Annotated in this window: 27 protein-coding genes and 1 tRNA gene; 13 read left to right on the top strand and 15 right to left on the bottom strand. The window is 56.4% G+C overall.

Going from position 1 to position 22352, the window contains the following annotated elements; all coding sequences use genetic code 11:
• Positions 1 to 16: 16 nt before the first annotated feature.
• Positions 17 to 1753, bottom strand: a complete 1737-nt coding sequence (locus tag AB4P94_RS30010) for a P-loop NTPase fold protein (protein WP_395608681.1) — start codon at positions 1751 to 1753, stop codon at positions 17 to 19.
• 325 nt (positions 1754 to 2078) lie between these two features.
• Here AB4P94_RS30010 and AB4P94_RS30015 point away from each other — a divergent pair, with 325 nt between their 5' ends.
• The 8 genes from AB4P94_RS30015 to AB4P94_RS30050 all read left to right on the top strand — a co-directional run bounded on the left by AB4P94_RS30015 (position 2079) and on the right by AB4P94_RS30050 (position 6840).
• Positions 2079 to 2669, top strand: a complete 591-nt coding sequence (locus AB4P94_RS30015; RefSeq protein WP_395608682.1) for a hypothetical protein — start codon at positions 2079 to 2081, stop codon at positions 2667 to 2669.
• A 9-nt stretch (positions 2670 to 2678) separates the two neighbouring features.
• Positions 2679 to 2963, top strand: coding sequence for a phage antirepressor KilAC domain-containing protein (locus AB4P94_RS30020; RefSeq protein WP_395608683.1), 285 nt, complete (start codon positions 2679 to 2681; stop codon positions 2961 to 2963).
• 155 nt (positions 2964 to 3118) lie between these two features.
• Entirely contained in the window at positions 3119 to 3445 is a 327-nt protein-coding gene (locus AB4P94_RS30025; RefSeq protein ID WP_395608684.1) for a pyocin activator PrtN family protein, read from the top strand.
• 48 nt (positions 3446 to 3493) lie between these two features.
• Positions 3494 to 3892 carry a hypothetical protein gene (locus AB4P94_RS30030; protein ID WP_395608685.1) on the top strand — a complete coding sequence of 133 codons (399 nt, stop codon included), beginning with the start codon at positions 3494 to 3496 and terminating at the stop codon, positions 3890 to 3892.
• Positions 3889 to 4431 (top strand): phosphohydrolase, encoded by a 543-nt coding sequence (locus tag AB4P94_RS30035; RefSeq protein WP_395608686.1) that lies wholly within the window; start codon positions 3889 to 3891, stop codon positions 4429 to 4431. The genes AB4P94_RS30030 and AB4P94_RS30035 overlap by 4 nt, the downstream gene beginning before the upstream one ends.
• Complete coding sequence (locus AB4P94_RS30040; protein ID WP_395608687.1) at positions 4428 to 5414, top strand: hypothetical protein; 987 nt, start codon at positions 4428 to 4430, stop codon at positions 5412 to 5414. Before AB4P94_RS30035 ends, AB4P94_RS30040 begins: the two co-directional genes overlap by 4 nt.
• Entirely contained in the window at positions 5411 to 5626 is a 216-nt protein-coding gene (xisR, locus tag AB4P94_RS30045; protein ID WP_008036021.1) for an excisionase family protein, read from the top strand. Before AB4P94_RS30040 ends, xisR begins: the two co-directional genes overlap by 4 nt.
• Positions 5623 to 6840: an Arm DNA-binding domain-containing protein gene (locus AB4P94_RS30050; RefSeq protein WP_395608688.1), complete on the top strand. Its 1218-nt coding sequence runs from the start codon at positions 5623 to 5625 to the stop codon at positions 6838 to 6840. The genes xisR and AB4P94_RS30050 overlap by 4 nt, the downstream gene beginning before the upstream one ends.
• 35 nt (positions 6841 to 6875) lie before the next feature.
• On the opposite strand, the gene AB4P94_RS30055 is transcribed toward AB4P94_RS30050, so the two are convergent.
• The 6 genes from AB4P94_RS30055 to dapA form a co-directional block, all read right to left on the bottom strand.
• Positions 6876 to 7427, bottom strand: a complete 552-nt coding sequence (locus AB4P94_RS30055; RefSeq protein WP_395608689.1) for a YfbU family protein — start codon at positions 7425 to 7427, stop codon at positions 6876 to 6878.
• 242 nt (positions 7428 to 7669) lie between these two features.
• A tRNA-Ser gene (locus tag AB4P94_RS30060) sits at positions 7670 to 7759 on the bottom strand.
• 83 nt (positions 7760 to 7842) lie between these two features.
• Entirely contained in the window at positions 7843 to 8556 is a 714-nt protein-coding gene (gene purC, locus AB4P94_RS30065) for a phosphoribosylaminoimidazolesuccinocarboxamide synthase (RefSeq protein ID WP_008055992.1), read from the bottom strand.
• Positions 8557 to 8583: 27 nt separating this feature from the next.
• Entirely contained in the window at positions 8584 to 9342 is a 759-nt protein-coding gene (locus AB4P94_RS30070; protein WP_395608690.1) for an MBL fold metallo-hydrolase, read from the bottom strand.
• 4 nt (positions 9343 to 9346) lie between these two features.
• Positions 9347 to 10462: an outer membrane protein assembly factor BamC gene (bamC, locus tag AB4P94_RS30075; RefSeq protein ID WP_395608691.1), complete on the bottom strand. Its 1116-nt coding sequence runs from the start codon at positions 10460 to 10462 to the stop codon at positions 9347 to 9349.
• A 17-nt stretch (positions 10463 to 10479) separates the two neighbouring features.
• Positions 10480 to 11358, bottom strand: coding sequence for a 4-hydroxy-tetrahydrodipicolinate synthase (dapA, locus tag AB4P94_RS30080; RefSeq protein ID WP_395608692.1), 879 nt, complete (start codon positions 11356 to 11358; stop codon positions 10480 to 10482).
• Positions 11359 to 11631: 273 nt separating this feature from the next.
• Here dapA and AB4P94_RS30085 point away from each other — a divergent pair, with 273 nt between their 5' ends.
• Both AB4P94_RS30085 and AB4P94_RS30090 read left to right on the top strand, forming a co-directional pair.
• Positions 11632 to 12192 carry a glycine cleavage system protein R gene (locus AB4P94_RS30085; RefSeq protein WP_003189463.1) on the top strand — a complete coding sequence of 187 codons (561 nt, stop codon included), beginning with the start codon at positions 11632 to 11634 and terminating at the stop codon, positions 12190 to 12192.
• A 10-nt stretch (positions 12193 to 12202) separates the two neighbouring features.
• The gene (locus AB4P94_RS30090) at positions 12203 to 12676 is read left to right on the top strand and encodes a peroxiredoxin (protein WP_395608693.1); all 474 of its coding nucleotides are present in this window, start codon (positions 12203 to 12205) and stop codon (positions 12674 to 12676) included.
• Between the two features lie 123 nt (positions 12677 to 12799).
• Here AB4P94_RS30090 and AB4P94_RS30095 read toward each other — a convergent pair whose 3' ends face one another.
• Positions 12800 to 13870 carry an AI-2E family transporter gene (locus AB4P94_RS30095; protein WP_395608694.1) on the bottom strand — a complete coding sequence of 357 codons (1071 nt, stop codon included), beginning with the start codon at positions 13868 to 13870 and terminating at the stop codon, positions 12800 to 12802.
• A gap of 31 nt (positions 13871 to 13901) precedes the next feature.
• On the bottom strand, positions 13902 to 14141 hold the full coding sequence (locus AB4P94_RS30100; protein ID WP_078741284.1) for a sulfurtransferase TusA family protein: 240 nt from the start codon (positions 14139 to 14141) through the stop codon (positions 13902 to 13904).
• A gap of 95 nt (positions 14142 to 14236) precedes the next feature.
• On the opposite strand from AB4P94_RS30100, the gene AB4P94_RS30105 reads away from it, so the two are divergent.
• A complete protein-coding gene (locus AB4P94_RS30105) occupies positions 14237 to 15670 on the top strand; it encodes a M48 family metalloprotease (RefSeq protein WP_395608695.1) in 1434 nt (477 codons plus the stop codon).
• 72 nt (positions 15671 to 15742) lie between these two features.
• Here AB4P94_RS30105 and AB4P94_RS30110 read toward each other — a convergent pair whose 3' ends face one another.
• Positions 15743 to 17182: a DegQ family serine endoprotease gene (locus AB4P94_RS30110; protein ID WP_395608696.1), complete on the bottom strand. Its 1440-nt coding sequence runs from the start codon at positions 17180 to 17182 to the stop codon at positions 15743 to 15745.
• A 25-nt stretch (positions 17183 to 17207) separates the two neighbouring features.
• On the opposite strand from AB4P94_RS30110, the gene AB4P94_RS30115 reads away from it, so the two are divergent.
• Positions 17208 to 17387 carry a hypothetical protein gene (locus tag AB4P94_RS30115; protein WP_395608697.1) on the top strand — a complete coding sequence of 60 codons (180 nt, stop codon included), beginning with the start codon at positions 17208 to 17210 and terminating at the stop codon, positions 17385 to 17387.
• Between the two features lie 29 nt (positions 17388 to 17416).
• Here AB4P94_RS30115 and AB4P94_RS30120 read toward each other — a convergent pair whose 3' ends face one another.
• The 3 genes from AB4P94_RS30120 to rpoE are packed head-to-tail and all read right to left on the bottom strand — an operon-like array spanning position 17417 to position 19594.
• Entirely contained in the window at positions 17417 to 18376 is a 960-nt protein-coding gene (locus AB4P94_RS30120) for a MucB/RseB C-terminal domain-containing protein (RefSeq protein ID WP_395608698.1), read from the bottom strand.
• Between the two features lie 16 nt (positions 18377 to 18392).
• Positions 18393 to 18980: a sigma-E factor negative regulatory protein gene (locus AB4P94_RS30125; protein ID WP_003172479.1), complete on the bottom strand. Its 588-nt coding sequence runs from the start codon at positions 18978 to 18980 to the stop codon at positions 18393 to 18395.
• A 32-nt stretch (positions 18981 to 19012) separates the two neighbouring features.
• Positions 19013 to 19594 (bottom strand): RNA polymerase sigma factor RpoE, encoded by a 582-nt coding sequence (gene rpoE, locus AB4P94_RS30130; protein WP_003172477.1) that lies wholly within the window; start codon positions 19592 to 19594, stop codon positions 19013 to 19015.
• A gap of 463 nt (positions 19595 to 20057) precedes the next feature.
• On the opposite strand from rpoE, the gene nadB reads away from it, so the two are divergent.
• Positions 20058 to 21674: an L-aspartate oxidase gene (nadB, locus tag AB4P94_RS30135; RefSeq protein WP_395608699.1), complete on the top strand. Its 1617-nt coding sequence runs from the start codon at positions 20058 to 20060 to the stop codon at positions 21672 to 21674.
• Here the strand turns inward: nadB and AB4P94_RS30140 are convergent.
• Together AB4P94_RS30140 and AB4P94_RS30145 are read right to left on the bottom strand one after the other, a co-directional pair.
• Entirely contained in the window at positions 21643 to 22089 is a 447-nt protein-coding gene (locus tag AB4P94_RS30140; protein WP_395608700.1) for a protein YgfX, read from the bottom strand. The two genes, nadB and AB4P94_RS30140, sit on opposite strands and share 32 nt — an antisense overlap.
• Positions 22073 to 22327, bottom strand: coding sequence for a succinate dehydrogenase assembly factor 2 (locus tag AB4P94_RS30145; protein ID WP_010212215.1), 255 nt, complete (start codon positions 22325 to 22327; stop codon positions 22073 to 22075). The genes AB4P94_RS30140 and AB4P94_RS30145 overlap by 17 nt, the downstream gene beginning before the upstream one ends.
• Positions 22328 to 22352: the final 25 nt, after the last annotated feature.

A 22352-nucleotide genomic window follows, 5' to 3' on the forward strand; every position in this document is an offset into this window, starting at 1 on the left:
CCCCTGGGAAACTCAGCTATTCTACACCATAAAGATCTTTAACCCTTTTAGCATTCAAAGTGCTTTCATTGGCAACTTTCTTAAGCGCTTGAGTCACAACCTCAAGAAACTTATTGAGCTCGAGCCTCTGGGCATCTGTTTGAGTTCGGTACCCCTTGAACAAAAACAGACCTTTACGTATCTTCAGATTTAAATTCTCAGGATTTGACTTCATCCAACTATAATACTCATCAACAGTGCGCCGCTTAAGAAAAGTATAATCCTCATCACTCCAGAATTTACTGTTTGCTATGCGTTGCGTTACATCATCGATATCCTTAACTTTCTCTTCAACGACAACAGTTTCAAATGCTTCTCTTAGCTTTTGGTTTCGAATATTATGAGAGTTTCCGTACAATCCCGCGCTTATATCCCGCGAATTTCCAACAATAAAGCTATCAACTATATCTTCAACATCCTCACCTACGTCCTCTAAGAAATCTATCGCTGTAAGAAAATCTCCAAATCCGGATTTCGGCAAACCATTAATTAACAAAGTCTTTAGTGAGCAAGTGATCTCTTCAAAATCTTCAGCAAATGAGTTCCGAAACAAATCCCAAGTAGTGTTCCAGTCGGATGACACGCGGTTTACAAGTTCATTTGCTTCAAGATTTGCTACACACTTGTTCAGCTTTGAATCATCGGGATAACCCTGCTCTAAATACTTCATTATTGGCTCAATCAATACTGAATCAACTAATTTCAACTCTATAGCAGCTGCAGCAAATTCTTTAAACTCTGTACTATCATCAGACTTTGAACTTAATAACGACACCCATGAGCCGCCTGCCATCCGCTTTTTTATTTCGTGACACGATGGGTGTGCACCGACGGAAAAATATGCCCAAGCTAGAACAGCAGCATGAACATTAAATTCATGCACCACTGATAGACTAGCATTAGCTAAAAGGACCGAATGATGGGCATACAACTGTTTAATCTTTTTAATCACCCTTACATTGGTGATATCAAAGGCTCTTACCACATCCCTAGCCGCCTCCCACCCAAAGTCTCCAACACTAAAAACATGGTTAAAATTTGCTTCTGATGCTGGCTTATAGAGAAGCTCTACATCTACCACTTTCTCACGGTATGATTCAAACTGCTTTAAATCATCAGCATCGTCGAAAGATCGCTCATTAAATATTAAAACAACTTTACACCCTTTTCTTTTGGCCAGCTCATCAACGAGCCCCATAAGCTCTTTGATTTTAAGACCCTTGCCCTTCCTTTCGATATCGTCGATACAGATAACGTAATTAGATATGAGCCCACTACCAATCCTATCAAGCAAGCCAGAAAATTTATTTACGAATGGAACCTCCTTAGCCACTTCAAAATATTTTCCAAACCAATTGACGCCATTCCTTGCACCCTGCTGGGCTTTAATAAAATTAGAACTTGCTAAATCTGCTAGATAACTAGCTATATTACTTTTCTCCGATGAAACCTCCTCAACATACTCATTAATTTCTTTATCAGTCGCCAACTTCACAGCACAAGAAAATATCTCATTTTGTATTTGATCTACTGAATTTTTACCGAACAGCGATACGTAGCTATACGCCATTTGCTTGAAGAACTTAGCGCGTTTCCGATCTTGAAAATATGAATTCCAAAAATGCGTTTTACCGACACCCCAATCTCCTTTTATAACCACGACATTTGAATCATTACGAAAAAAATGATCCAGCGATTGATTCAAGTGTTCCATACTTATCTCTCGAGATTCTGTCCAAGAACGATACTAAAAGGCCACCATAAAGTCCATGAACCTCTCGCCAAACAAATCAACCAACAGTTGACATCTTGCAACCAGCAGTTGATATTCAGCCTCACTCTTCCACCACAGAGCGAGGCAACATCATGCACACCACAGCCACCCTGCACGTCCACCCGGCCGCTGCTAACCCCTCCCGTATCTTTGAAATCCGCCGCTTAGCTCAAGATTGCGGCTGCATCTTCATCACGTCCAAACCCAAGCTAAAGCAGCGCTACGCGCCTGCACCATTCGATCCAAACGGCGGAGGGCACGCGGCATGAGCAAGTACAAACTCGACAACCGCACCCTGGCCTTGCTCAAGGCCCAGGTCAGCCTGACAGAAACCTTCAACCACCTCCTGCGCGCCGAGACCCAGCGTCAGACCCTGGCCTTTCGCCTCAAAGTCGAACGCCGAAAAGCCGACACGCTCTTCACTGTTGAACTGGGCAGCGAACGCCACACGCTGACCCTGACCAACAGCAAGAAGATGCACCTCAGACTCGCGGACTTCATCGAAGAGATCGTCAACGGGCCGACAGATCCAAACCTCTCGATGGAACCATCGTCTCTGCCGCACGCAGACCGACGCTATGGAGTGTTTGAGGTTGAACACAAGCAGCAGGTGTTCGAGTTAGTGCGCACGGGCGGCGCACTCAGCTTGGACATGGGGTTTGAGTTGCCGATCAACCTGGCTATACATCGCAATAAAACCCGCACGGGTGTCACCACCATCATGAGCATCGGCGTCAAGAAGCCACGCACCAAATGCTTCACGGTGTACGGCAGTGACGTGGAGATCTACTCCATGGTCGCCGCATCCATCACTGACCTGGCAGCCGTGGCGACTCCCGCCGCGCATGCTGCGTAGGAGGCCACCATGGAACGTAGCCTCGAAAAAGCCGCCAAGTACTTTGGCCTCACCCGTCCCAAGCTCATCGCGATGATGCGCGAAAAGGGCTTGCTCAACGACCGCAACCTGCCGGCCTTCCCCGTCCGTGATCGTGAGTACCTGCGGATCAAGAACGGCAACTGGTACCACGAGATAGCCGGCATGCAATTCAGCCAGTCAACCAAGATCCGGCAAGCCGGCATGCCCTGGTTGGCCACGCAATTAGGTCTCGAACTGCCTGCCATCCCGGCAGACAACCGTGACGTGGCCTAGGGAGTACGCCCGCCAGATCGTCGCCATGTGCACAAAAGAGGAGCGCAACGCCGCACTCCTCGAAGTGCCGGAGCATCTGCGGGAGCTGACCAAACGGCACTGCCTGAATGCCTGGAACCACCCATCACGACTCAAACGCAAAGAGGCCGCAACCCATGAGCAACAACAGCCAAACGCCGCTAAGACTGCAACCCGCGCCGGATAGCGCGACCGTAGAGATGCTGCACCAGCTCTTCGGCGACGTTCTTATCCCCTTGGAAAAGCTGCGCGTGCACTACTTCAAGAACCTGAACGAGAAGACCTTCACCGAGGCGATCAACAGCGGCCGGATTCAGCTGCCGGTGACCACACTGGATCACAGTGTGAAGGCGTTGAGGTATGCGCACATCAAGCATGTCGCGGCGCTGATTGATGTACGCGCTTACCGAGCGGACGAAGATATGCCGCGACCGCAAACCGATTCAACCGATACCGACCTATAACACCAACGGCTGCCACCACCGGCCAACCAACTACCAGGAGCACACCACATGACTGCAGTTCAAATATGCGCACTGATCAGCCTCATTATCGCGGCCGCGATCCTTTACTGGGTCGGCTACAAGGGCGGCTTAACGGACGGTCGGGCTGAGGGCTATGACCAAGGTCACGCACAGGGTTACATCGAAGGAATGGACGAGGGTGAGTCAGCAAGGACCACCGAGTTGGAGCAGGTCTCCGAACGTTGCCGGCACCTGCAACTTGTTTTAGATATCCAGCCACGAGATCGTCTCCCCCTTTTGTCCATTGCAGAAAAACTCAAGCTCGCGGCCGATACTTTCCGAGCAGTGAAATCCGACAGCCAGGCGACTCAGACGCTTGCTCTGCGTGACAAGGCTCTGCGCATTGCTGCACAGATGGATTCGATTTACCTGGAGGACGCAGCATGAACTGGATCCTAACCTCCACCGGCAAGCGCTTTGACCTGTTCGAACCTGACGCCGACATGATTGATCCACGGGACATCTCGCACTCACTGGCCCAACTGTGCCGCTTCAACGGACACACCCGCGAGTTTTACAGCGTGGCCCAACACAGCTGCATCGTCGCCGAGCTGGTGCCAGAAGAACACAAACTCGCGGCCTTGCTCCACGACGCGCCAGAGGCGTACCTGGGTGACATGACCAGGCCACTCAAACAGTGGATCAGCGCCTATCAACACTTCGAGGACTGTATCTGGTGGCGGGTTTGCGACCGGTTCGACATCGCCCCAGAACTCCCCGCCTGCATCTACAAAGCTGACCTGATTGCTCTGGCGACCGAACGCCGCGACCTCATGCCAACCGATCCGGCTATCTGGGATTGCTTGGTCGGCATCGAGCCCATGGTTGAAACCATCCGCCCATGGCCTGCAGCAGAAGCCCGCAACACTTACCACCAGCGTCTGATGGACCAACTCGCTATTGAACACCGGAGGAAAGCGGCATGAAGACTTACCAGGACAACACCAACACCATGCCCGCTTTGCTCCGCACTAGCGATGGTGTCGACACGCTAGAAACGAACAGTCTCTGCTGCGCAGCAGCAGGCATTATTGCTCCTTCCAGCGCCACCGCGGAGGCACTTATACCCCACGAAAAGCTGCGCAGGGCAGCGCTCGTTGATGCCACGCTAAACGCTCAGGAATGCCCGCTCGCGCAGCCTGTCGTGGGGTATAAACAACTTCGATCAGTGGCTCGCGAACTCCATGTTTATCAAAACATTCGTAGCAATGCTGATCTTTTGGGAGCTATGGCCCAGTACAGTTGCGCACCTCATCCTGTCCACATTGGGCTCGGAGAGGAGCCGGGCCATAACTGTGGCCTTCTCCAAGGCACCACGCATAGCCATGAACGGTTCGACCATATCCGGCAGAGGGAGATCGACCGGGTTAACAGCCCTCATAGCAATCAAATGTTCTTCGGCCTCTGTGAGCACCTCAACTCGCTTGGCTATATCGGTCTCATGCAACGAATCGAAATTTACGAACAGCACATGGCTGACTTCGGAGGCTCGCCTGGCAATACCGCAGACAAGTCGAAATATAACTTCATCTCTCTGCCGGCGAGCTCGGGCGGTATCTCTCGCCTGTCTGTTCCCAATATAAAAAGCCGCGCCTACAGCCGCGATGCCTCCGAGAGCCTGAACCCACGCTGCTGCACTCTCCCTAGACCAACCAGTGAGAACCAGCGTAATTACAACTCCAACACAAAGGGCTCCAGGAGGAGACAGGAGGACTTTGCACACCGAACTGGTGTTGAACTTGATCTCTGTGGACCACATAAATGGCTCCCAGCCACTACACAAAAAAGGAGTTTGATCACTTTCGCCAACGCAGTCCATGAGGATAAAAGTCCAGCTCATTCTTTCTTTAGTAACGGACATTCCTCCCATTTACCCATGTTCTGCAATGGTAGGGAGATCGCTATATGAGCGCCGCCGAGAAACTTGACTTCCACATCACGCCCGGCGCTTGGTTTCGACAAGACCTGCTTTACCCCGTGTTCGGCCTGAGCACAGAGGCCGTCCGTAAATATCGCACGCGCGGGCTATGGCTTGAGGGCAAACACTGGCGTTACGACCCTGCCAACGTGATTGTATACAACCGTGCGGCCATCGAGCGCTGGATGGAAGGGAAGCCATGATCAACAAGATGCCGACCGGCGTTGAGATGAACGGTAAACAGTTACGCATCTGGTTCATCCTCAACGGCCAACGGTGCCGTGAGCCACTGGAGGGGATCGCAAAGGTCAACAAGGCTGCAATCGCCTATGCTGACAACAAGCGCCGCACTGTGCTCGCAGAGATCAAAGAGGGTCGCTTCGATTATGCGGCCCACTTCCCTAACTCACCTAGGGCTGTCATGTTCACGGGCACAGGAGGCCCCTCACTGAAACGCACCGTGAAGGAAGGCATTGACCGATGGTTAGAAGTCCAGCGAGCACTCAAAGCGTCAAGTACTGTGATCAACTACGTAAGCAAGGCTGGACACGTCGAAAAGAAGTTCGGTAAACGCCGAATCGTCGACATCAGCAAGAGCGATATCGAGTTGTTCCAGGCGCAGTTGCTCAAGCAAGGGTTAGCCCCAAAAACGGTGAATGATATTTTTACCGTGGTCCGAGGGGTTTGGGCTGACGCCTTCGGTGATGGGATCCTGAAAGCTAACGCTCTAGATAGGATCAGTAACGTCGGGGCCGACGTAGACCTTGAACACGCCGACCCATTCAGCCGCACAGAGATTGAAGCCATTGCTAAAGCAGATCCCGTTCGGCGGGCTGATGCCAGGATGATTGAGTTCAACTGCTGGGCAGGGCTTTCGCTATCCGAACTCATTGCACTTGCGATCGAGGATATCGACCTTGATGCAGGCCTGGTGCACGTGCGCCGGGCTCTTGTTGTAGGCGAGTTCAAGGTGCCCAAAGAAAGACCCAGGGTACGAATCGTCGAGCTGATTGATCCCGCGCTCGAACTGATGCGAGAGATTGTAGCTGCCGCTAACGAAAGCCCCGTTTCAGAAATTGCGGTGATTCAACGCGACAACATTACATCGAAAAAGATGAACGTCAGATTTCTTTTCCACAGCTCAACCAGCGGCTTGCTATGGAACAGCAAGACTTTGAGCAACTGGTTCACCGCTCACCTGAAGAAGGCGGAAGTTCGACATAGAGGCGCAAACCAGTGTCGTCATACCTTCGCCAGTCAGATGCTCTCCAGTTATGTACCTGTCGAATGGGTAGCCCGCCAACTCGGTCACGCTGATACCACGATGGTAAGAAAGCACTACGGGAGGTGGATACCGAAGGACACCAAGAGCATGGCGGGTATGGTGTCAAAGATGCTGGGGTTTAGAGAAGCGTGAATCGAGAGGGGGGGCTCCCCCCTCAATTAAGAAGGCTAACGATTGTCGGGATGAACCGCTTCGCTTATAACTTGAATGATTTCATCAGCATCCATGGTGCGCATCACGATATCGCGACGCATCGAATCAAATGCAGCATACATTCGCGCATACCGCTCAACGGACGGGCAGTGAGAGTTTCGGTTAGCGATCCCTTTAAATTCCGAAAACCGATCCAGTCGCTCCACCATGGTGTGGGCAATGCTCATGTAACGGCCTTCATTGTTCCCATCGTATCCTGCGAACGAAAGCCAAGCCGCCGCATGAGAAGACGACACGTCGACACGTTTTTTGTCTTCAGGAGATAGCTCGGCATACCCCGCTCCAATAAAAGAGAACATGTCGAAAACGTCCCCGACGAAAGCCACTTCGTCTGGAGTAGTAATTTCCGGAAACATCATTGGGTATGCCCAACCTAATACCCACATATCGTCGCAACTAACAGCTTGTTCTACGAGTACGGGATCCAACCCATCCTCAATGCCAAGCTTCGAAGAAATTTGGCAAAGCATGGTGATCGTGAGCTTTTCCATTGTTGTCGGCTTCAATTCCTATACTCCCTGTCGTTCAATTGAATGATGTCTCTGCACCACTCCAGAGCATCATCCAGGCATCATGCACAAAAGCAATTGAGATAGGAATGATTCGGCGCACTTACTTGAAGATAGAGTTGGCCCAGAACGGCTTGCCAGGCAAAGTTTATGCCCTAAAAATGCCCTAAACTAAAAGGCAAAAACGAAAAAGCCCCTGAAATTTTCAACCATTTCAGGGGCTTATTCGTATCTAATAATGGCGGAGAGATAGGGATTCGAACCCTAGGTACCGGTGAAGGTACAACGGATTTCGAATCCGTCCCATTCGGCCACTCTGGCATCTCTCCAACGGCGCGCATCATAACAGTGTGTTTCTCGGAAGCAAACCCCAAATGCGATTTTTTTCCGTGCTATCAGATGCTTGCGTCGATTAAAGCGGTACGCCCAGACGGTTGGCGACTTCTTCGTAGGCTTCGATCACGTCACCGAGGCCCTGGCGGAAGCGGTCTTTGTCCATCTTCTTCTTGGTGGCCTTGTCCCACAGGCGGCAGCCGTCCGGGCTGAATTCGTCACCCAGGACGATGGAGCCGTCGTGGAATACGCCGAATTCCAGTTTGAAGTCCACCAGCAGCAGGCCGGCGTCGTCGAACAGTTTGCTCAGAACTTCATTGACCTTGAGGGACAACTCTTTCATGCGCGCCAGTTGCTCAGCGGTGCCCCAGCCGAACGCCACCACATGGGATTCGTTGATGAACGGGTCGCCCTTGGCGTCGTCCTTCAGGAACAGCTCGAAGGTGTAAGGGTTGAGCTTGAGGCCTTCTTCAACGCCCAAACGCTTGACCAGGCTGCCGGCGGCGTAGTTACGCACGACGCATTCAACCGGGATCATGTCGAGCTTCTTGACCAGGCACTCGTTGTCGCCCAGCAGTTTGTCGAATTGGGTCGGAACACCGGCCGCTTCGAGCTTCTGCATGATGAAGGCGTTGAACTTGTTGTTCACCATGCCTTTACGATCAAGCTGTTCGATACGCTTGCCGTCGAACGCCGAAGTGTCGTTGCGAAACAGCAGGATCAGGCGGTTGGCGTCGTCGGTCTTGTACACCGACTTGGCTTTGCCGCGGTAGAGTTCTTCACGTTTTTCCATGATGGGCTCCGCTTGCTAAATGGTGGGCTAGGCGATGTGTCGCCAGTCGAGCCCTGAATCTTGATCGGCCAGTTGCAGCCAGTCCGGGTCGCACCCAAGGGTGTCGACAAAACATTGCCGGGCAAGCGCCGGCAGGTTGTTCTTGCTGCTCAGATGGGCCAGGACCAGGTGTTGCAAGTCTTGCCAGCCCAACTCATACACCAGGTACGCCGCCTGGTGGTTGTTCAAATGTCCCAGCTCGCCGCCCACCCGCTGCTTGAGAAAGAAGGGGTAGTGACCGCGCGCCAACAAGTCCCGGCAGTGGTTGGACTCGATCATCAAGGCATCGAGGTCGCGGTAACCGTCCAGCACTTTGGAGCAATAGGAACCCAGATCGGTGAGCACGCCGAAACGCCGTTCACCATCGCTGAACACGTATTGCGTCGGTTCCTGGGCGTCATGCGCCACGGCAATCACGTCAATGCTCAAGGCACCGATTTGAAGCTGTTCGCCACCGGCCAGGAAACCTGCAGGTTCAATGGGTTTGCGCATCCCGCGCAGAGTGCCGCGACTCAGGTACACCGGAAGATTGTAGCGCCGAGACAGCAAACCCACGCCATGCACGTGGTCGGCATGTTCGTGGGTCACCAGAATCGCGCTCAACTGCGCGGGGTGAACCCCCAGACGCAGCAGGCGCCGCTCGGTTTCTTTCAACGAGAAACCACAATCCACCAGCACGTACGTGTCGTCATGTGCGACCAGCGTGCCGTTCCCTTGGCTACCGCTGCCGAGAACGGCAAAACGCATCGGATCAGCCCAGGTTGTCCTGAATCACGCCCAACACTTTGCGCGCTGTATCAGCCGGCGCAACGGTGTTGATGTTCTTCTCGACGGTAACTTGTACGCTTTCGCCAACCTTGCTCAAACGAACCTGGTAACGCTCGGCACGGGTTTCGATCTCTTCCTTGGTCGGCGCGCTGCCGAACAATTTACCGAAGAAGCCTGGCTCGTCGTCTTTCTTCACGGCCTTTTCAGCCACGTTGATGTAGTACAGGCCCAGGCTGCGGTTAATGTCTTCAACACGCCAAGGGCCTTTTTCCAATGCGCGGCCGACGCTGGCCCAGGCACGGTCAAGGTCCTCACCCAGGTTCAGGACCACGTTGCCGCTGCCGTCTTCGGTGAGGCTGACGCGGTTAGGCGTGTCGTAATCACGTGCGGCGAGCAGGGAAACCGAACCACCCTTCTCGGAGATACGGCTCATGCTGGCGAGCATCTCGTCGACCAGCGCGGCGTCAACGCCCAGGTTGACCGAGCGCGGTGTGAAGTCGACATTGGCAGTGCTGCCGGCAGGACGCTCGGCGCTGACCACGTAGACTTCACTGGTGTTGCGCTGCACGCCGGGCTCGATGCGCACACGCACACGCGCTTCGCTGTCAGCCGCTACGCCGCCAGCCTGCAGGCGCTGGGCCATGTTGGCGGACAGTTCGCTGCCACGCTGCCAGGCAGTGGTGAACTCGCCGGTCTGCGGGTGCTGCTGGTCAATGCGAAAACCGTTGTCCTGGAAGAACTGCAGCGCCACAGGCCAGACTTCGGCAGGTGGGCGCTGAGCAATGATCCAGCGGTTGTCGCCGCTCTTCTGCAGGCTGTAATCGCTGGCATCCGCTACCGCCGAAATCGGCTGCGGGCGGGGCACCACGTACTCGCCCTTGGCGGTATCGTCGGCGACGTTGCGCGGAATCGGCAGCAACGGGTCAAGGCGCTTGGCGACATTGACGTCCGGCGGCAGTTGCATCGGTTTGGTTGCTTGCGCTTCCAGGTAATCGCTGCCGCGGTCACGGAAGTAGCCTTCCGGGCCCCAGATCCAACCGCAGCCACTGGTGCTGGAGATAATCAAGGCAAGTGCGGAAAGTCCGGCCAATCGCTTCATGCGTAGTGCTTCCTCAATTAAACCAGGACGCCGGACTGGCGCAGGGCCTGTCGCAGCGGTTCGTGACAGGCTTCGCTGAGACGGGTGAGCGGCAGACGGATACCGTCCGGCATCAGGCCCATCTCGAACAGCGCCCGTTTCACGGGGATAGGGTTGGATTCGATAAACAGTGTTTTGTTGAGCGGCATCAGCTTTTCGTGGATTTCACGGGCTTTTGCAGCGTCACCGGCGATGGCGGCGGCGCACATGTCGCTCATGGCGCGCGGGGCGACGTTGGCAGTCACGGAAATGTTGCCCTTGCCACCCAGCAGGATCAACTCGACAGCGGTGGCGTCGTCACCGGAATACAACAGGAAATCGCTGCTCACGCCGGCCAGGATGTCCTTGGCTCGCTGCAGGTCGCCAGTGGCTTCCTTGATGCCGATGATGTTCGGCACGGTGGACAGGCGGATCACGGTCGCAGCCTGCATGTCGCAAGCAGTGCGGCCAGGCACGTTGTAGAGGATCTGCGGGATGTCTACGGCTTCGGCGATGGCGCGAAAATGCTGGTACAGGCCTTCCTGGGTCGGTTTGTTGTAGTACGGGGTCACCAGCAGGCAGGCGTCGGCGCCGGCCTTCTTGGCGTTTTTGGTCAGCTCGATCGCTTCACGCGTCGAGTTGGCGCCCGTACCGGCGATCACGGCAATACGGCCCGCAACACGCTTGACCACGAATTCGATGACCTGAATGTGTTCTTCCACATCGAGGGTGGCCGATTCACCTGTGGTGCCGACCGCCACGATGGCGTTGGTGCCCTCTTGCAGGTGGAAGTCCACCAGTTTGCCCAGGCTATCCCAGTCGAGATGACCTTGTGCATCCATGGGTGTGACCAGTGCCACCATACTGCCCGCAATCATGCAACCGCTCCTGCCGGAAAAAGAGAGCCGTAATGGTACTGGCGCCAAGATGCTTGTACAAGCGAAGTACCGCGCGAGGATGCGTTCTGAACCAACTAAACGACGGGCAATGCCATCATTGGGCCAAAGCCTGGCTTGAAGCACGCTGAAATCAGACCGATCGCGTAATGAAAACGCCACCTCCTAGCCCTTGGCGACGCTTTTCGCTACCCTTCATCCTTTGATCGATACAGCCCACACGGTATCGACCGCTCATCGCTTTAGGAAGGCTGCATGTCCACCCCCACAGTTCGCGAACAATTCCTTGTTATCAGTGCCCTCGGCGCCAACCCCATGGAGCTGACCAACGTCCTGTGCCGCGCCAGCCATGAGAACCGCTGCGCCGTCGTGACCTCCCGCCTGACCCGCCATGGCGAGTGCAGCGCACTGGTCCTGCAGATTTCCGGCAGCTGGGACGCCCTGGCGCGCCTGGAAACCGGCTTGCCGGGCTTGGCCAAGAAGCATGATTTCACCGTCAACGTGGTGCGCAGTGCCGCGTTGGAAAACCGCCCGCAGGCGCTGCCTTATGTTGCCTACGTCAGCTCGGCCTACCGTTCGGACATCGTCAACGAGCTGTGCCAGTTCTTTATCGACCACAATGTCGAGCTGGAAAACCTGACCTGCGACACTTACCAGGCCCCGCAAACCGGCGGCACCATGCTCAACGCCACGTTCACCGTGACCTTGCCGGCCGGCGTGCAGATCAGTTGGCTGCGCGACCAGTTCCTGGATTTCGCCGATGCGCTGAACCTCGACGCACTGATCGAGCCATGGCGCCCACAGAACCCAATGTAAGGAAGTTTTCATGGCTGTAGTCATCGACACACCGGTAGCCGACTTCGAAGCCCAGGCCACCAGCGGCCAGACCTTCAGCCTGGCAGGCCTCAAGGGCAAGCAAGTGGTGATCTACTTCTACCCGAAGGACAGCACCCCGGGTTGCACCACCGAAGGCCAGGGTTTCCGCGATCAGTACGCTGCGTTCAAGGCGGCGAACACCGAAGTGTTCGGCGTGTCGCGCGACAGCGTGAAATCCCATGAAAACTTCAAGGGCAAACAGGCCTTTCCCTTCGAGCTGATCAGCGACAAGGACGAAGCGGTTTGCCAGCTGTTTGATGTGATCAAGCTGAAGAAACTGTACGGCAAGGAATACCTGGGCGTGGATCGCAGCACTTTCCTGATCGACAAGGATGGCGTGCTGCGCCAGGAATGGCGTGGCGTGAAAGTGCCGGGCCATGTAGATGCGGTTTTGGCCGCGGCGCAGGCGCTGCACAAGGCCTGAGTTCGCCCCGCAGCAGCTTGTTGTGGCGAGGGGCTTGCTCCCGCGGGGCGCGTAGCGGCCCTGAAAAACGGGAGCGCTTCGCACTCCAGCGCGAGCAAGCTCGCTCGCCACAATTGGATTGCATTACAACAATGGCGCGACGACGGGCTCTTGCCGTGGCCACGCATCGAGCACTGCCTTGAACAGCGTCGCCAGGGGAATCGCAAAGAACACCCCCCAAAATCCCCACAACCCACCAAACAACAACACCGCGCAGATAATCGCCACCGGGTGCAGGTTGACAGCCTCCGAGAACAGCAGCGGCACCAGCACATTGCCATCCAGCGTCTGAATAATGCCGTACACCGCCATCAGGTAGATGAACTGGTCACTCCAGCCCCACTGGAACAACGCGATCAGCATCACCGGCACCGTCACCACCACCGCACCGACATACGGCACCACCACCGACACGCCCACCAATAACGCCAGCAGCGCTGCGTAGTTCAGCCCGAGCGCAACGAAAGCAATGTAGGTGACGCCGCCACAGATGACGATCTCAATGACCTTGCCACGGATGTAGTTGGCAATCTGCCGGTTCATCTCCTCGGCCACGCGGGTGATCAACGCTCGTTCACGCGGCAGGTAACCGCGCACCCAGCGGCCGATCATTGCGCGGTCCTTGAGGAAGAAAAACACCAGAATCGGCACCAACACTAGATAGATCATGATGTTGACCAGCAACGGTAGGCTGGACAGAGAAAAGGTCAGCGCCCATTGCCCGAATTTTCCGATCTCACCGCGCGCAACATCGATGGCCTGCAGCACCTGCTCGTCCGACACCAGATGCGGATAGCGTTCCGGCAACAACAGCAACAAGGATTGCCATTTGGCGAGCATGCCCGGCAACTCGTTAAACAAGGTAATTAACTGATGCCACAACAACGGCAACACCACCACGATGAACACCACCAGCAAGCCCATGAACAAGGCAAATACCAACCCCACCGCTACCCCGCCCGGCAAGCGCAAACGCTCAAGCGTGGTCACCAGGCCCTGCATCAAATACGCCAGCACCATCCCCGCCAGCACCGGCGCCAGCATGCCCCCCAAGGTAAGCACGGCGGTAAAGGCCAGGAATAGCAGGACAGCCAACACCACAGCTTCTTCATCGGAAAAGTAGCGCTGAATCCAGTCTCGTAACACTTTGAACATCAATCAACCTCGGACGGTGAGTGCAAACGGTTCAGGCCTTGCGCAACCAATATTGGTAAACACCGGCGGCGTCTTCTTCGTGCAACAACGTGTGGCCGGCCAGCTTGGCGAAGGTGCGGAAATCACGCTGGGAGCCTGCGTCCGTGGCAATCACCTTGAGCACGGCGCCACTGGCCAACCGATTGAGTTCCAGCTTGGCCTTGAGCAGTGGCAACGGGCAGTTAAGGCCGCTGGCATCGAGTTCGGCATCAAAGGCTACAGCGTCGGTCATGGTTTTACTCCGGGCATGCATTTGGGCTGCTTAGAATATCTGGTCCGAAGCTCAGTGTCCGGCTACAGTAAGCTCTTTGTCGAAAGGCTCTGTGCATGACTTTTTTGCGCCCTACCCTGCTGACGCTGGCTTGCCTGCTGGCCTCTCCAGGCTTCGCTGACGACCTGCCGTCACTTGGCGACGCCAGTTCTGCCATTGTCTCGCCACAACAGGAATTTCAACTGGGTCGCGCGTGGCTGGCGTACCTGCGCGGCCAGGTCTCGCAACTCAATGACCCGCAGCTCAAGGATTACGTCGAAACCAGCGTGTACAAACTGGTCGAGACCAGCCAAGTCAATGACAGGCGCCTGGAGTTCATCCTGATCAACAGCCCGCAGCTCAACGCGTTTGCCGCACCGGGCGGGATTGTCGGGGTCAACGGCGGTTTGTTTCTGAATGCACAGACCGAAGGCGAATATGCCTCGGTACTCGCCCACGAATTGGCTCACTTGTCCCAGCGCCACTTTGCCCGCGGCGTGGAAGCGCAGTCACGCATGCAAATCCCGATGATGGCGGCTCTGTTGGGCGGCATCATCGCCGCCGCTGCTGGCGCCGGGGACGCGGGTATTGCTGCGATTGCCGGCTCGCAGGCGGCCGCAATCCAGGAGCAACGCAGGTTCTCCCGACAGAACGAACAGGAGGCTGACCGTATCGGCATCCTCAATCTGGAAAAAGCCGGTTACGACCCTCGCTCAATGCCGACCATGTTCGAGCGCCTGATGCGCCAATACCGTTTTGACGCCAAGCCTCCCGAGTTCCTGCTGACTCACCCGGTAACTGAATCGCGAATTGCCGACACCCGCAACCGCGCCGAACAAGCCAAACCTGGCGGCAAGGAAGACAGCCTGCGCTATCAACTGATTCGCGCACGCGTGCAATTGCAATACGAAGATACGCCAGGCCTCGCCGCCAAACGCTTCCAGGCGCAGCTGGACGAGAACCCGAAAAGCGATGTAGCGCGCTATGGCTTGGCTATCGCCCAAATAAAGGGAACAAAGCTCAAGGAAGCACGGGAAACCCTGGCACCGCTGCTGGCCAAAGCGCCCAATGACATCACTTACAACCTTGCACAGATCGAGTTGGACATCACCAGCAATCGCTTGCCCGATGCTCAGCAGCGCACTGATCGAATGCTCACTCAATATCCCGGCAACTATCCGCTGAATCAGGTGCGCGTGGACTTGCTGCTCAAGCAAAACCGTACCGCCGATGCGGAGAAGGCGTTGGACGGTTTGCTTAAATCCCGCCCTGATGATCCGGATGTCTGGTATCAAGTTGCAGAGACACGTGGCTTGTCCGGCAACATCATCGGCTTGCATCAGGCCCGCGCTGAATACTTTGCGCTGGTGGGCGACTTCCAGCAGGCCATTCAGCAACTGGACTTCGCCAAGCGTCGGGCGGGCAACAACTTCCCGTTGTCCTCACGTATCGACGCACGTCAACGTGAGCTGATCGAACAGGAACGCCTGGTAAAAGGCATGATGAGCTAAACCCATCGCCCACAAAAAAGCCCCGCCTTCGTCTATCGAATGCGGGGCTTTTTGTTGGATCAGACTAGCGGATTACTCGGCCAGCTTGAAGGTGATGAAGCTTGCACGCCCTTGACGCAACACGCGCATCGATACCGAGCGATTCTTCGGCAGCGCCTTGGCGATGTCGGTGAACTGCTTGGTGGAGTCGATGGCCTGATTGTTCAGGTGAGTGATGACATCGCCTGGCTGCAGGCCGATCAGGGACGCAGGGCCGTCCTGCACTTCCTTGATGACCACACCGCTTTTGAGGTCGAAGCTCTTCTTCTGCTCATCGGTCAGCTCGACAACAGCGATGCCCAGGCGGTTGCTGCTGCGCTCGGCACCGGGTTTGGCGTTGCCCAGAGCGTCCAGGGTTGCGCCTTCTTCCGGGATGGCGCCTACAGTCAGCTCAACCGTCTGGCGCTTGCCATCACGGATCACTTCCAGTTTGGCTTTGCTACCGGCCTTGAGTGCGCCAACCAAATGCGGCAGGTCAGCAGACATGATGATCGGCTGGCCGTTCATGCTCAGAATCACGTCACCGACTTGCAGGCCACCTTTGGCAGCCGGGCCATCGTCCTGGATCTGAGCGACCAGCGCACCGGCTGGCTTGTCGAGACCGAAAGACTCAGCGAGGTCCTTGTTCACTTCCTGAATCACTACACCCAACCAGCCACGGCTGACTTTGCCGCCGCTTTTCAGTTGGTTGGACACGTCCATGGCCACGTCGATCGGGATAGCGAACGATACGCCCATGAAACCGCCGGAACGGGTGTAGATCTGCGAGTTGATACCCACCACCTCACCCGCCAGGTTAAACAGTGGGCCACCGGAGTTACCCGGGTTGATCGGCACGTCGGTCTGGATGAACGGCACGTAGTTTTCATTTGGCAGGCTGCGGCCAATGGCGCTGACGATGCCCTGAGTCACGGTATGGTCAAAGCCAAATGGCGAGCCGATTGCGACGACCCACTGCCCGGCTTTAAGGTCTTGGGATTTACCCAGCTTCAAAACCGGCAAGTCTTTGCCTTCGATTTTCAGCAAGGCCACGTCGGAACGCGGGTCAGTACCCACCAGCTTGGCTTTCAGCTCACTGCGATCAGCCAGGCGCACAAGAATTTCGTCAGCATCGGCGATCACGTGATTGTTGGTAAGGATGTAGCCATCCGGCGAAATGATGAAACCCGAGCCCAGGGACTGTGCTTCACGCTGACCTCCACCGCCACCACGCGGCGCACGCTGCTGCGGCATGCCACGTTCGAAGAACTCGCGCAGCATCGGCGGCAGGCCTTCCAGGTCGGGCATCTGCTGGTTCGAGACTTTACGGTCCGGCAGTTTCTGCGTGGTACTGATGTTCACCACGGCAGGCGATGCCTGCTCAACCAGCTGGGTGAAATCAGGCAGCTCGGCCGCTTGCGCGGACACGGCCTGACCCAGCACCAGCACCGTGGCGACTATGGATAGGTAAGACTTCAAGCGTGGTATCGACATACAGCTCCCGTTACGACGAGCAGGGTTGAGCGACAGGGTTCAAGAAACGCCGAAAACTGCGACCGACATCTTTGTTCCGCGAACAAAACAAGGCCAGGGCCGACAAGCCCTGACCTATAAAAAACATGGGGATTATTTGCAAGTGAAAATGCTGATCCAGACATTTCATGCTCTCGGCAGCCAACCTGGCATGGGCGTAGGTTGAAAGGTCAAGATGAACATAGGATTAACGACTCACGGCTTGGCGACGGGCTTTTCACCGCGCACTGACAGCGCGATGCGTTCAGCCGTACCGATGGGTATTTCGCCGACGACGGTTACCATCACTTCGCCATCTACCGTATTCAACCGCCGGGATACAGCAACTGTAGGGCCGAGCTGAGTGCGGGTTTCCGTCACGCTCGCACCGTCGGTCGATTCAAGAAACACCGAAAATCGTGCAAGCCCGTCGTCATACATCAGGCTGTCGACAGTAGATTTGGTTTGGGCGTCTTTTCGGGAAACGCTGTTGGTCAGCTGGAAGCCAGGCGGTAGCCAATCCAGATGCCACGCCTGGGTGGCAGGCACTTGCGGGGCTTTGTTGCTGGTCAGGGCAATGGGTGTGCATTCGCCACTGGGCTGCAAATCGCGATCAGTCAGCGCTGCGGAAGTGTTCAAGCGCGTGAATTGGAAGCGCTCCAGCAACTGCCCCTGATCATTGAGCAGAAGAGACTTCAGCGGCAAGCCGGTTTCACGATCAAGATGCAACTCAAAGCCATAACGGTATTGATCACGCGGCGTAATCGACACGATCACTGCATTACGACCGGCCACACGCGATTTGCCGATAACGGCCAATTCGTAAAATTGAGTGAGTTTTTGCGGATCAAGTGCACGCGAGGGCGCATCCGGCGAATTACCGATGCCGGCAACGAGGGTGCCACTGACGCATCGGGTGCGACCGTCGACCCGGACAACTTCCTGAGCAGAGCCGTCGAGCTGCAACAACCGCTCGCTAACCTGACCATTCTGGACACGATGCCAGATGTCATGGGTAGAAAAACTGCCATTACGTTCGTAAACGAACGTGCCTTCGAAGCTTTGCTGCTGCTCTGCACGCCCAAGTCGATTAAGCCAGTCCTGCGCTTCATCGGCATGGGCGGATAGTGCAAACCAACTACTGAGCAAAAGCGTAAGGAGCGGTATGGCGCGCATAGGGCCCCTTAGCGGTTCAGCGGTTTTCCAGGCTTGCAGCACGAGCGTATGGCAGGGCGCTTTCAGTGCCTTTCAAAGCTGATTCCTGTGCGTGTTGGCGCAGGTAGCCTGGAAGACGCTGATCTTGCCAGCCGGATTGCCCCTGGAGTACACCATTGGCCATGGGGCCGGTGGTATCCGAGCTTTCCTTGTAGCCGGCCAATACCGCTGGACCTTTGACTTGCGGACCGGCCATGACCGGTTGCTGAGTCTGCTGAGCCAGTTCGGCGCCCGCGATTTCGTCCTGGTTGTACAGGCGAACACCCGCCAGCACAGCCACAGTCACCGAAGCAGCGACCGCCAAGCGACCCAGGCTACGCCATGGACCACGAGCAGCTTTTGCCGGAACGGCTTCATCAGCCAGCGCAGCAGAAACGGCCGCAGCAATATCCAGACGAGGGATTAGTAGATCCTTGTGCATCACCGCCCGAGCGACTTGGTAACGAGACCAGGTATCACGGGTTTCGGCATCATCAAATGCATTGAGCACTCGACGAAGTTCCAGTTCATCCGCTTCGTTATCCATCACTGCGGACAGCGATTCCTGCAGGGCATCACGACTCATGGCGGTTCCTCTCTTGGCTGTCGCCGCTGTCTTTAGTTTTCCTGCAACAACGGTTGCAAGGCTTTATCGATGGCTTCCCGGGCCCGGAAAATCCGTGACCTTACAGTCCCCACCGGACACTGCATGACGCTCGCAATGTCTTCGTAACTCAGACCATCGAATTCACGTAAAGTTAACGCTGTACGCAAATCTTCTGGCAGTTGCTGAATCGTGCGATGAACGGTGCCTTCGATCTCGTCGCGCAGCAATGCACGCTCCGGCGACTCGAGATCCTTGAGGCCGTGATCACCATCATAAAATTCTGCATCTTCTGAACTGACATCACTATCCGGTGGGCGGCGACCGCGAGAGACCAGATAGTTCTTCGCCGTATTAATGGCGATGCGGTAGAGCCACGTATAAAACGCACTGTCACCGCGGAAATTGCCCAGTGCACGGTACGCCTTGATAAAGGCTTCCTGTGCAACGTCCTGCGCTTCATGGGTGTCGTGCACAAACCGCACGATCAACCCGAGAATTTTGTGCTGGTATTTCAGCACTAGCAGATCAAATGCTCGCTTGTCGCCGCGTTGAACGCGCTCGACCAGCTGCTGATCCTCTTCCTGGGTTAGCATGAACACTCCTCGTTGTACTTGAAGGAGGCTTGCATAACTAAACGATCAGGCTTGCAAACATAGACTCGGACTTTTCGCAAAAGTTCTCCCCCTTCAAGCAAGTTTCCGGCACGCACTGATTTGGCACACACGAAAAACGCAGCGCGGGCGAAGCCGGCTGCGCGAATAATCTTGTCGCCGGTTTTCTGACGCGTCCGATGCTCCCGACGGGCCAATAAACTCAACGTTTTCCCAGCTTTCGGGCAACCTGCTATTGAGTCGGGGCTTATGCAAAAAGTTCCCGCGCCAACAACTGGCCGACTTTATCCCGGCTGTGCACCGTAATCTCACATTGCCACGAATGCCCCGCTATTGTGCCGCTCCCCCCCTCTATATACTAGTGGCCCGTGTGACCCTTTGATTCGCCGATCCAGGCGTCCTGTTTGCGCCACCCCTTCGGATCGCTTTTTGCGGAATCCCTCAAATGAGCCAACAGTTTCAACACGATGTCCTGGTGATCGGTAGCGGCGCAGCCGGATTGAGCCTGGCGCTGACCCTTCCCAGCCATCTGCGCATTGCAGTCCTGAGCAAGGGCGACCTGGCTAACGGCTCGACGTTCTGGGCCCAGGGCGGCGTTGCGGCGGTGCTGGATGACACCGACACCGTGCAGTCTCACGTCGAAGACACCCTCAACGCCGGCGGCGGCCTGTGCAACGAAGAAGCCGTGCGCTTCACCGTCGAGCACAGCCGCGAAGCCATCCAGTGGTTGATCGACCAGGGTGTGCCATTCACCCGCGATGAACACGCGGGCAGTGACGACGGCGGGTTCGAATTCCACCTGACCCGCGAAGGCGGCCACAGCCATCGACGCATCATCCATGCCGCTGACGCCACCGGTGCCGCCATCTTCAAGACCTTGCTCGATCAGGCGCGCCAACGCCCCAACATCGAACTGCTGGAGCAGCGCGTTGCCGTCGACCTGATCACCGAAAAACGCCTGGGCCTGGACGGCGAACGCTGCCTAGGCGCCTACGTGCTCAACCGTGCCAGCGGCGAGGTTGACACTTATGGCGCGCGCTTCACCATTCTCGCCTCAGGCGGCGCAGCCAAAGTCTACCTCTATACCAGTAACCCCGACGGCGCCTGCGGCGACGGCATCGCGATGGCCTGGCGCTCGGGCTGCCGGGTGGCCAACCTGGAGTTCAACCAGTTCCACCCCACCTGCCTGTACCACCCGCAAGCCAAGAGTTTTCTGATCACCGAAGCCCTGCGTGGCGAAGGTGCGCACCTGAAGCTGCCCAACGGCGAACGCTTCATGCAGCGCTTCGACCCACGGGCCGAGTTGGCCCCACGCGACATCGTCGCCCGCGCCATTGACCACGAAATGAAGCGCCTGGGTATCGACTGCGTCTACCTGGACATCAGCCACAAACCCGAAGCCTTCATCAAGACGCACTTCCCCACCGTCTACGAGCGTTGCCTGACCTTCAATATCGACATCACCAAAGGCCCGATTCCCGTGGTGCCAGCTGCGCACTACACCTGCGGTGGCGTGATGGTGGACAAGAACGGTCGCACCGATGTGCCCGGCCTGTACGCCATCGGCGAAACCAGCTTCACCGGCCTGCACGGCGCCAACCGCATGGCCAGTAACTCGCTGCTCGAGTGTTTCGTCTATGCCCGCTCAGCCGCCGCCGACATTCTCGAACACCTGCCACGCGTCCCCGTCCCCGCCGCCCTGCCCCGCTGGGACGCCAGCCAGGTAACCGATTCGGACGAAGACGTGATCATCGCCCACAACTGGGACGAGCTGCGCCGCTTCATGTGGGACTACGTGGGGATTGTGCGCACCAACAAGCGCCTGGCGCGGGCGCAGCATCGGGTGCGGTTGCTGCTGGATGAGATTGATGAGTTCTACAGCAACTATAAAGTCAGCCGCGACCTGATCGAGCTGCGCAACCTGGCGCAAGTGGCCGAGTTGATGATCCGCTCAGCCATGGAGCGCAAGGAAAGCCGAGGCCTGCATTACACCCTCGACTACCCGCAGATGCTGCCCGAGGCGCGCGACACTATTCTGGTGCCAGCCACCTACGGCGACTGAACTTCAGGCGAACCCGCAGGCGCCGATGCAGATCGGCAGCCTGCGAATCCCTCGGCACACAGATCGACCGCACACGCCATTCGCCCGGCAGGCGGTAGCGCAGCACGATGATCAGCGGCAAGGCCAGGCTGTCGGGACGCAACTGCACGCTATGCCAACCCCGATCACCACTGAACAACTGCCAGCCATCTTCGTCCCGGCGCAGGCCACGAATCGACGAACGGTGGGTCAGCAGGATATGTCGCGGCAAGGCCCACGCGGCATGCGCCAGGCACAACAGACTACCCAGGCTTGAATAAGGCAGATCGACAACAAACAAGGCACCCAACGCGAACAGCTGAGCGAGCAGATACGCCGCCAGCAACAGCCCGGAGGCCTGCCAGCGGCATTCAAACGTATTACTTGGGCTGAACACGGTCCAGAATCATCCGAACCATGCGCTGCAGCTCCGGGTCTTCGGACTCGGCGCGCTCCATGAACCAGCCGAACATGTCCTGGTCTTCGCAAGTCAGCAGCCTGACGTAGAGATCGCGATCCACCTTGTTAAGCGTCGCGTACACCTCTTTAGTGAAAGGCACCAGCAACACATCAAGCTCAAGCATGCCGCGGCGGCTGTGCCAGTAGAGACGATTGATTTCTACATCTTCGACCATGGAGCGCTCCTCAAATAGGCGGCAA

Origin of the sequence: Pseudomonas sp. B22129 (assembly GCF_044218875.1) — a bacterium.
Classification (GTDB): Bacteria; Pseudomonadota; Gammaproteobacteria; order Pseudomonadales; family Pseudomonadaceae; genus Aquipseudomonas.

Coding starts and splice junctions, on each gene's coding strand:
- AB4P94_RS30010 (WP_395608681.1), bottom strand. CDS start 1,753: ATGGAACACTTGAATCAATCGCTGGATCATTTTTTTCGTAATGATTCA.
- AB4P94_RS30015 (WP_395608682.1), top strand. CDS start 2,079: ATGAGCAAGTACAAACTCGACAACCGCACCCTGGCCTTGCTCAAGGCC.
- AB4P94_RS30020 (WP_395608683.1), top strand. CDS start 2,679: ATGGAACGTAGCCTCGAAAAAGCCGCCAAGTACTTTGGCCTCACCCGT.
- AB4P94_RS30025 (WP_395608684.1), top strand. CDS start 3,119: ATGAGCAACAACAGCCAAACGCCGCTAAGACTGCAACCCGCGCCGGAT.
- AB4P94_RS30030 (WP_395608685.1), top strand. CDS start 3,494: ATGACTGCAGTTCAAATATGCGCACTGATCAGCCTCATTATCGCGGCC.
- AB4P94_RS30035 (WP_395608686.1), top strand. CDS start 3,889: ATGAACTGGATCCTAACCTCCACCGGCAAGCGCTTTGACCTGTTCGAA.
- AB4P94_RS30040 (WP_395608687.1), top strand. CDS start 4,428: ATGAAGACTTACCAGGACAACACCAACACCATGCCCGCTTTGCTCCGC.
- xisR (WP_008036021.1), top strand. CDS start 5,411: ATGAGCGCCGCCGAGAAACTTGACTTCCACATCACGCCCGGCGCTTGG.
- AB4P94_RS30050 (WP_395608688.1), top strand. CDS start 5,623: ATGATCAACAAGATGCCGACCGGCGTTGAGATGAACGGTAAACAGTTA.
- purC (WP_008055992.1), bottom strand. CDS start 8,556: ATGGAAAAACGTGAAGAACTCTACCGCGGCAAAGCCAAGTCGGTGTAC.
- AB4P94_RS30070 (WP_395608690.1), bottom strand. CDS start 9,342: ATGCGTTTTGCCGTTCTCGGCAGCGGTAGCCAAGGGAACGGCACGCTG.
- bamC (WP_395608691.1), bottom strand. CDS start 10,462: ATGAAGCGATTGGCCGGACTTTCCGCACTTGCCTTGATTATCTCCAGC.
- dapA (WP_395608692.1), bottom strand. CDS start 11,358: ATGATTGCGGGCAGTATGGTGGCACTGGTCACACCCATGGATGCACAA.
- AB4P94_RS30085 (WP_003189463.1), top strand. CDS start 11,632: ATGTCCACCCCCACAGTTCGCGAACAATTCCTTGTTATCAGTGCCCTC.
- AB4P94_RS30090 (WP_395608693.1), top strand. CDS start 12,203: ATGGCTGTAGTCATCGACACACCGGTAGCCGACTTCGAAGCCCAGGCC.
- AB4P94_RS30095 (WP_395608694.1), bottom strand. CDS start 13,870: ATGTTCAAAGTGTTACGAGACTGGATTCAGCGCTACTTTTCCGATGAA.
- AB4P94_RS30100 (WP_078741284.1), bottom strand. CDS start 14,141: ATGACCGACGCTGTAGCCTTTGATGCCGAACTCGATGCCAGCGGCCTT.
- AB4P94_RS30105 (WP_395608695.1), top strand. CDS start 14,237: ATGACTTTTTTGCGCCCTACCCTGCTGACGCTGGCTTGCCTGCTGGCC.
- AB4P94_RS30110 (WP_395608696.1), bottom strand. CDS start 17,182: ATGTCGATACCACGCTTGAAGTCTTACCTATCCATAGTCGCCACGGTG.
- AB4P94_RS30120 (WP_395608698.1), bottom strand. CDS start 18,376: ATGCGCGCCATACCGCTCCTTACGCTTTTGCTCAGTAGTTGGTTTGCA.
- AB4P94_RS30125 (WP_003172479.1), bottom strand. CDS start 18,980: ATGAGTCGTGATGCCCTGCAGGAATCGCTGTCCGCAGTGATGGATAAC.
- rpoE (WP_003172477.1), bottom strand. CDS start 19,594: ATGCTAACCCAGGAAGAGGATCAGCAGCTGGTCGAGCGCGTTCAACGC.
- nadB (WP_395608699.1), top strand. CDS start 20,058: ATGAGCCAACAGTTTCAACACGATGTCCTGGTGATCGGTAGCGGCGCA.
- AB4P94_RS30145 (WP_010212215.1), bottom strand. CDS start 22,327: ATGGTCGAAGATGTAGAAATCAATCGTCTCTACTGGCACAGCCGCCGC.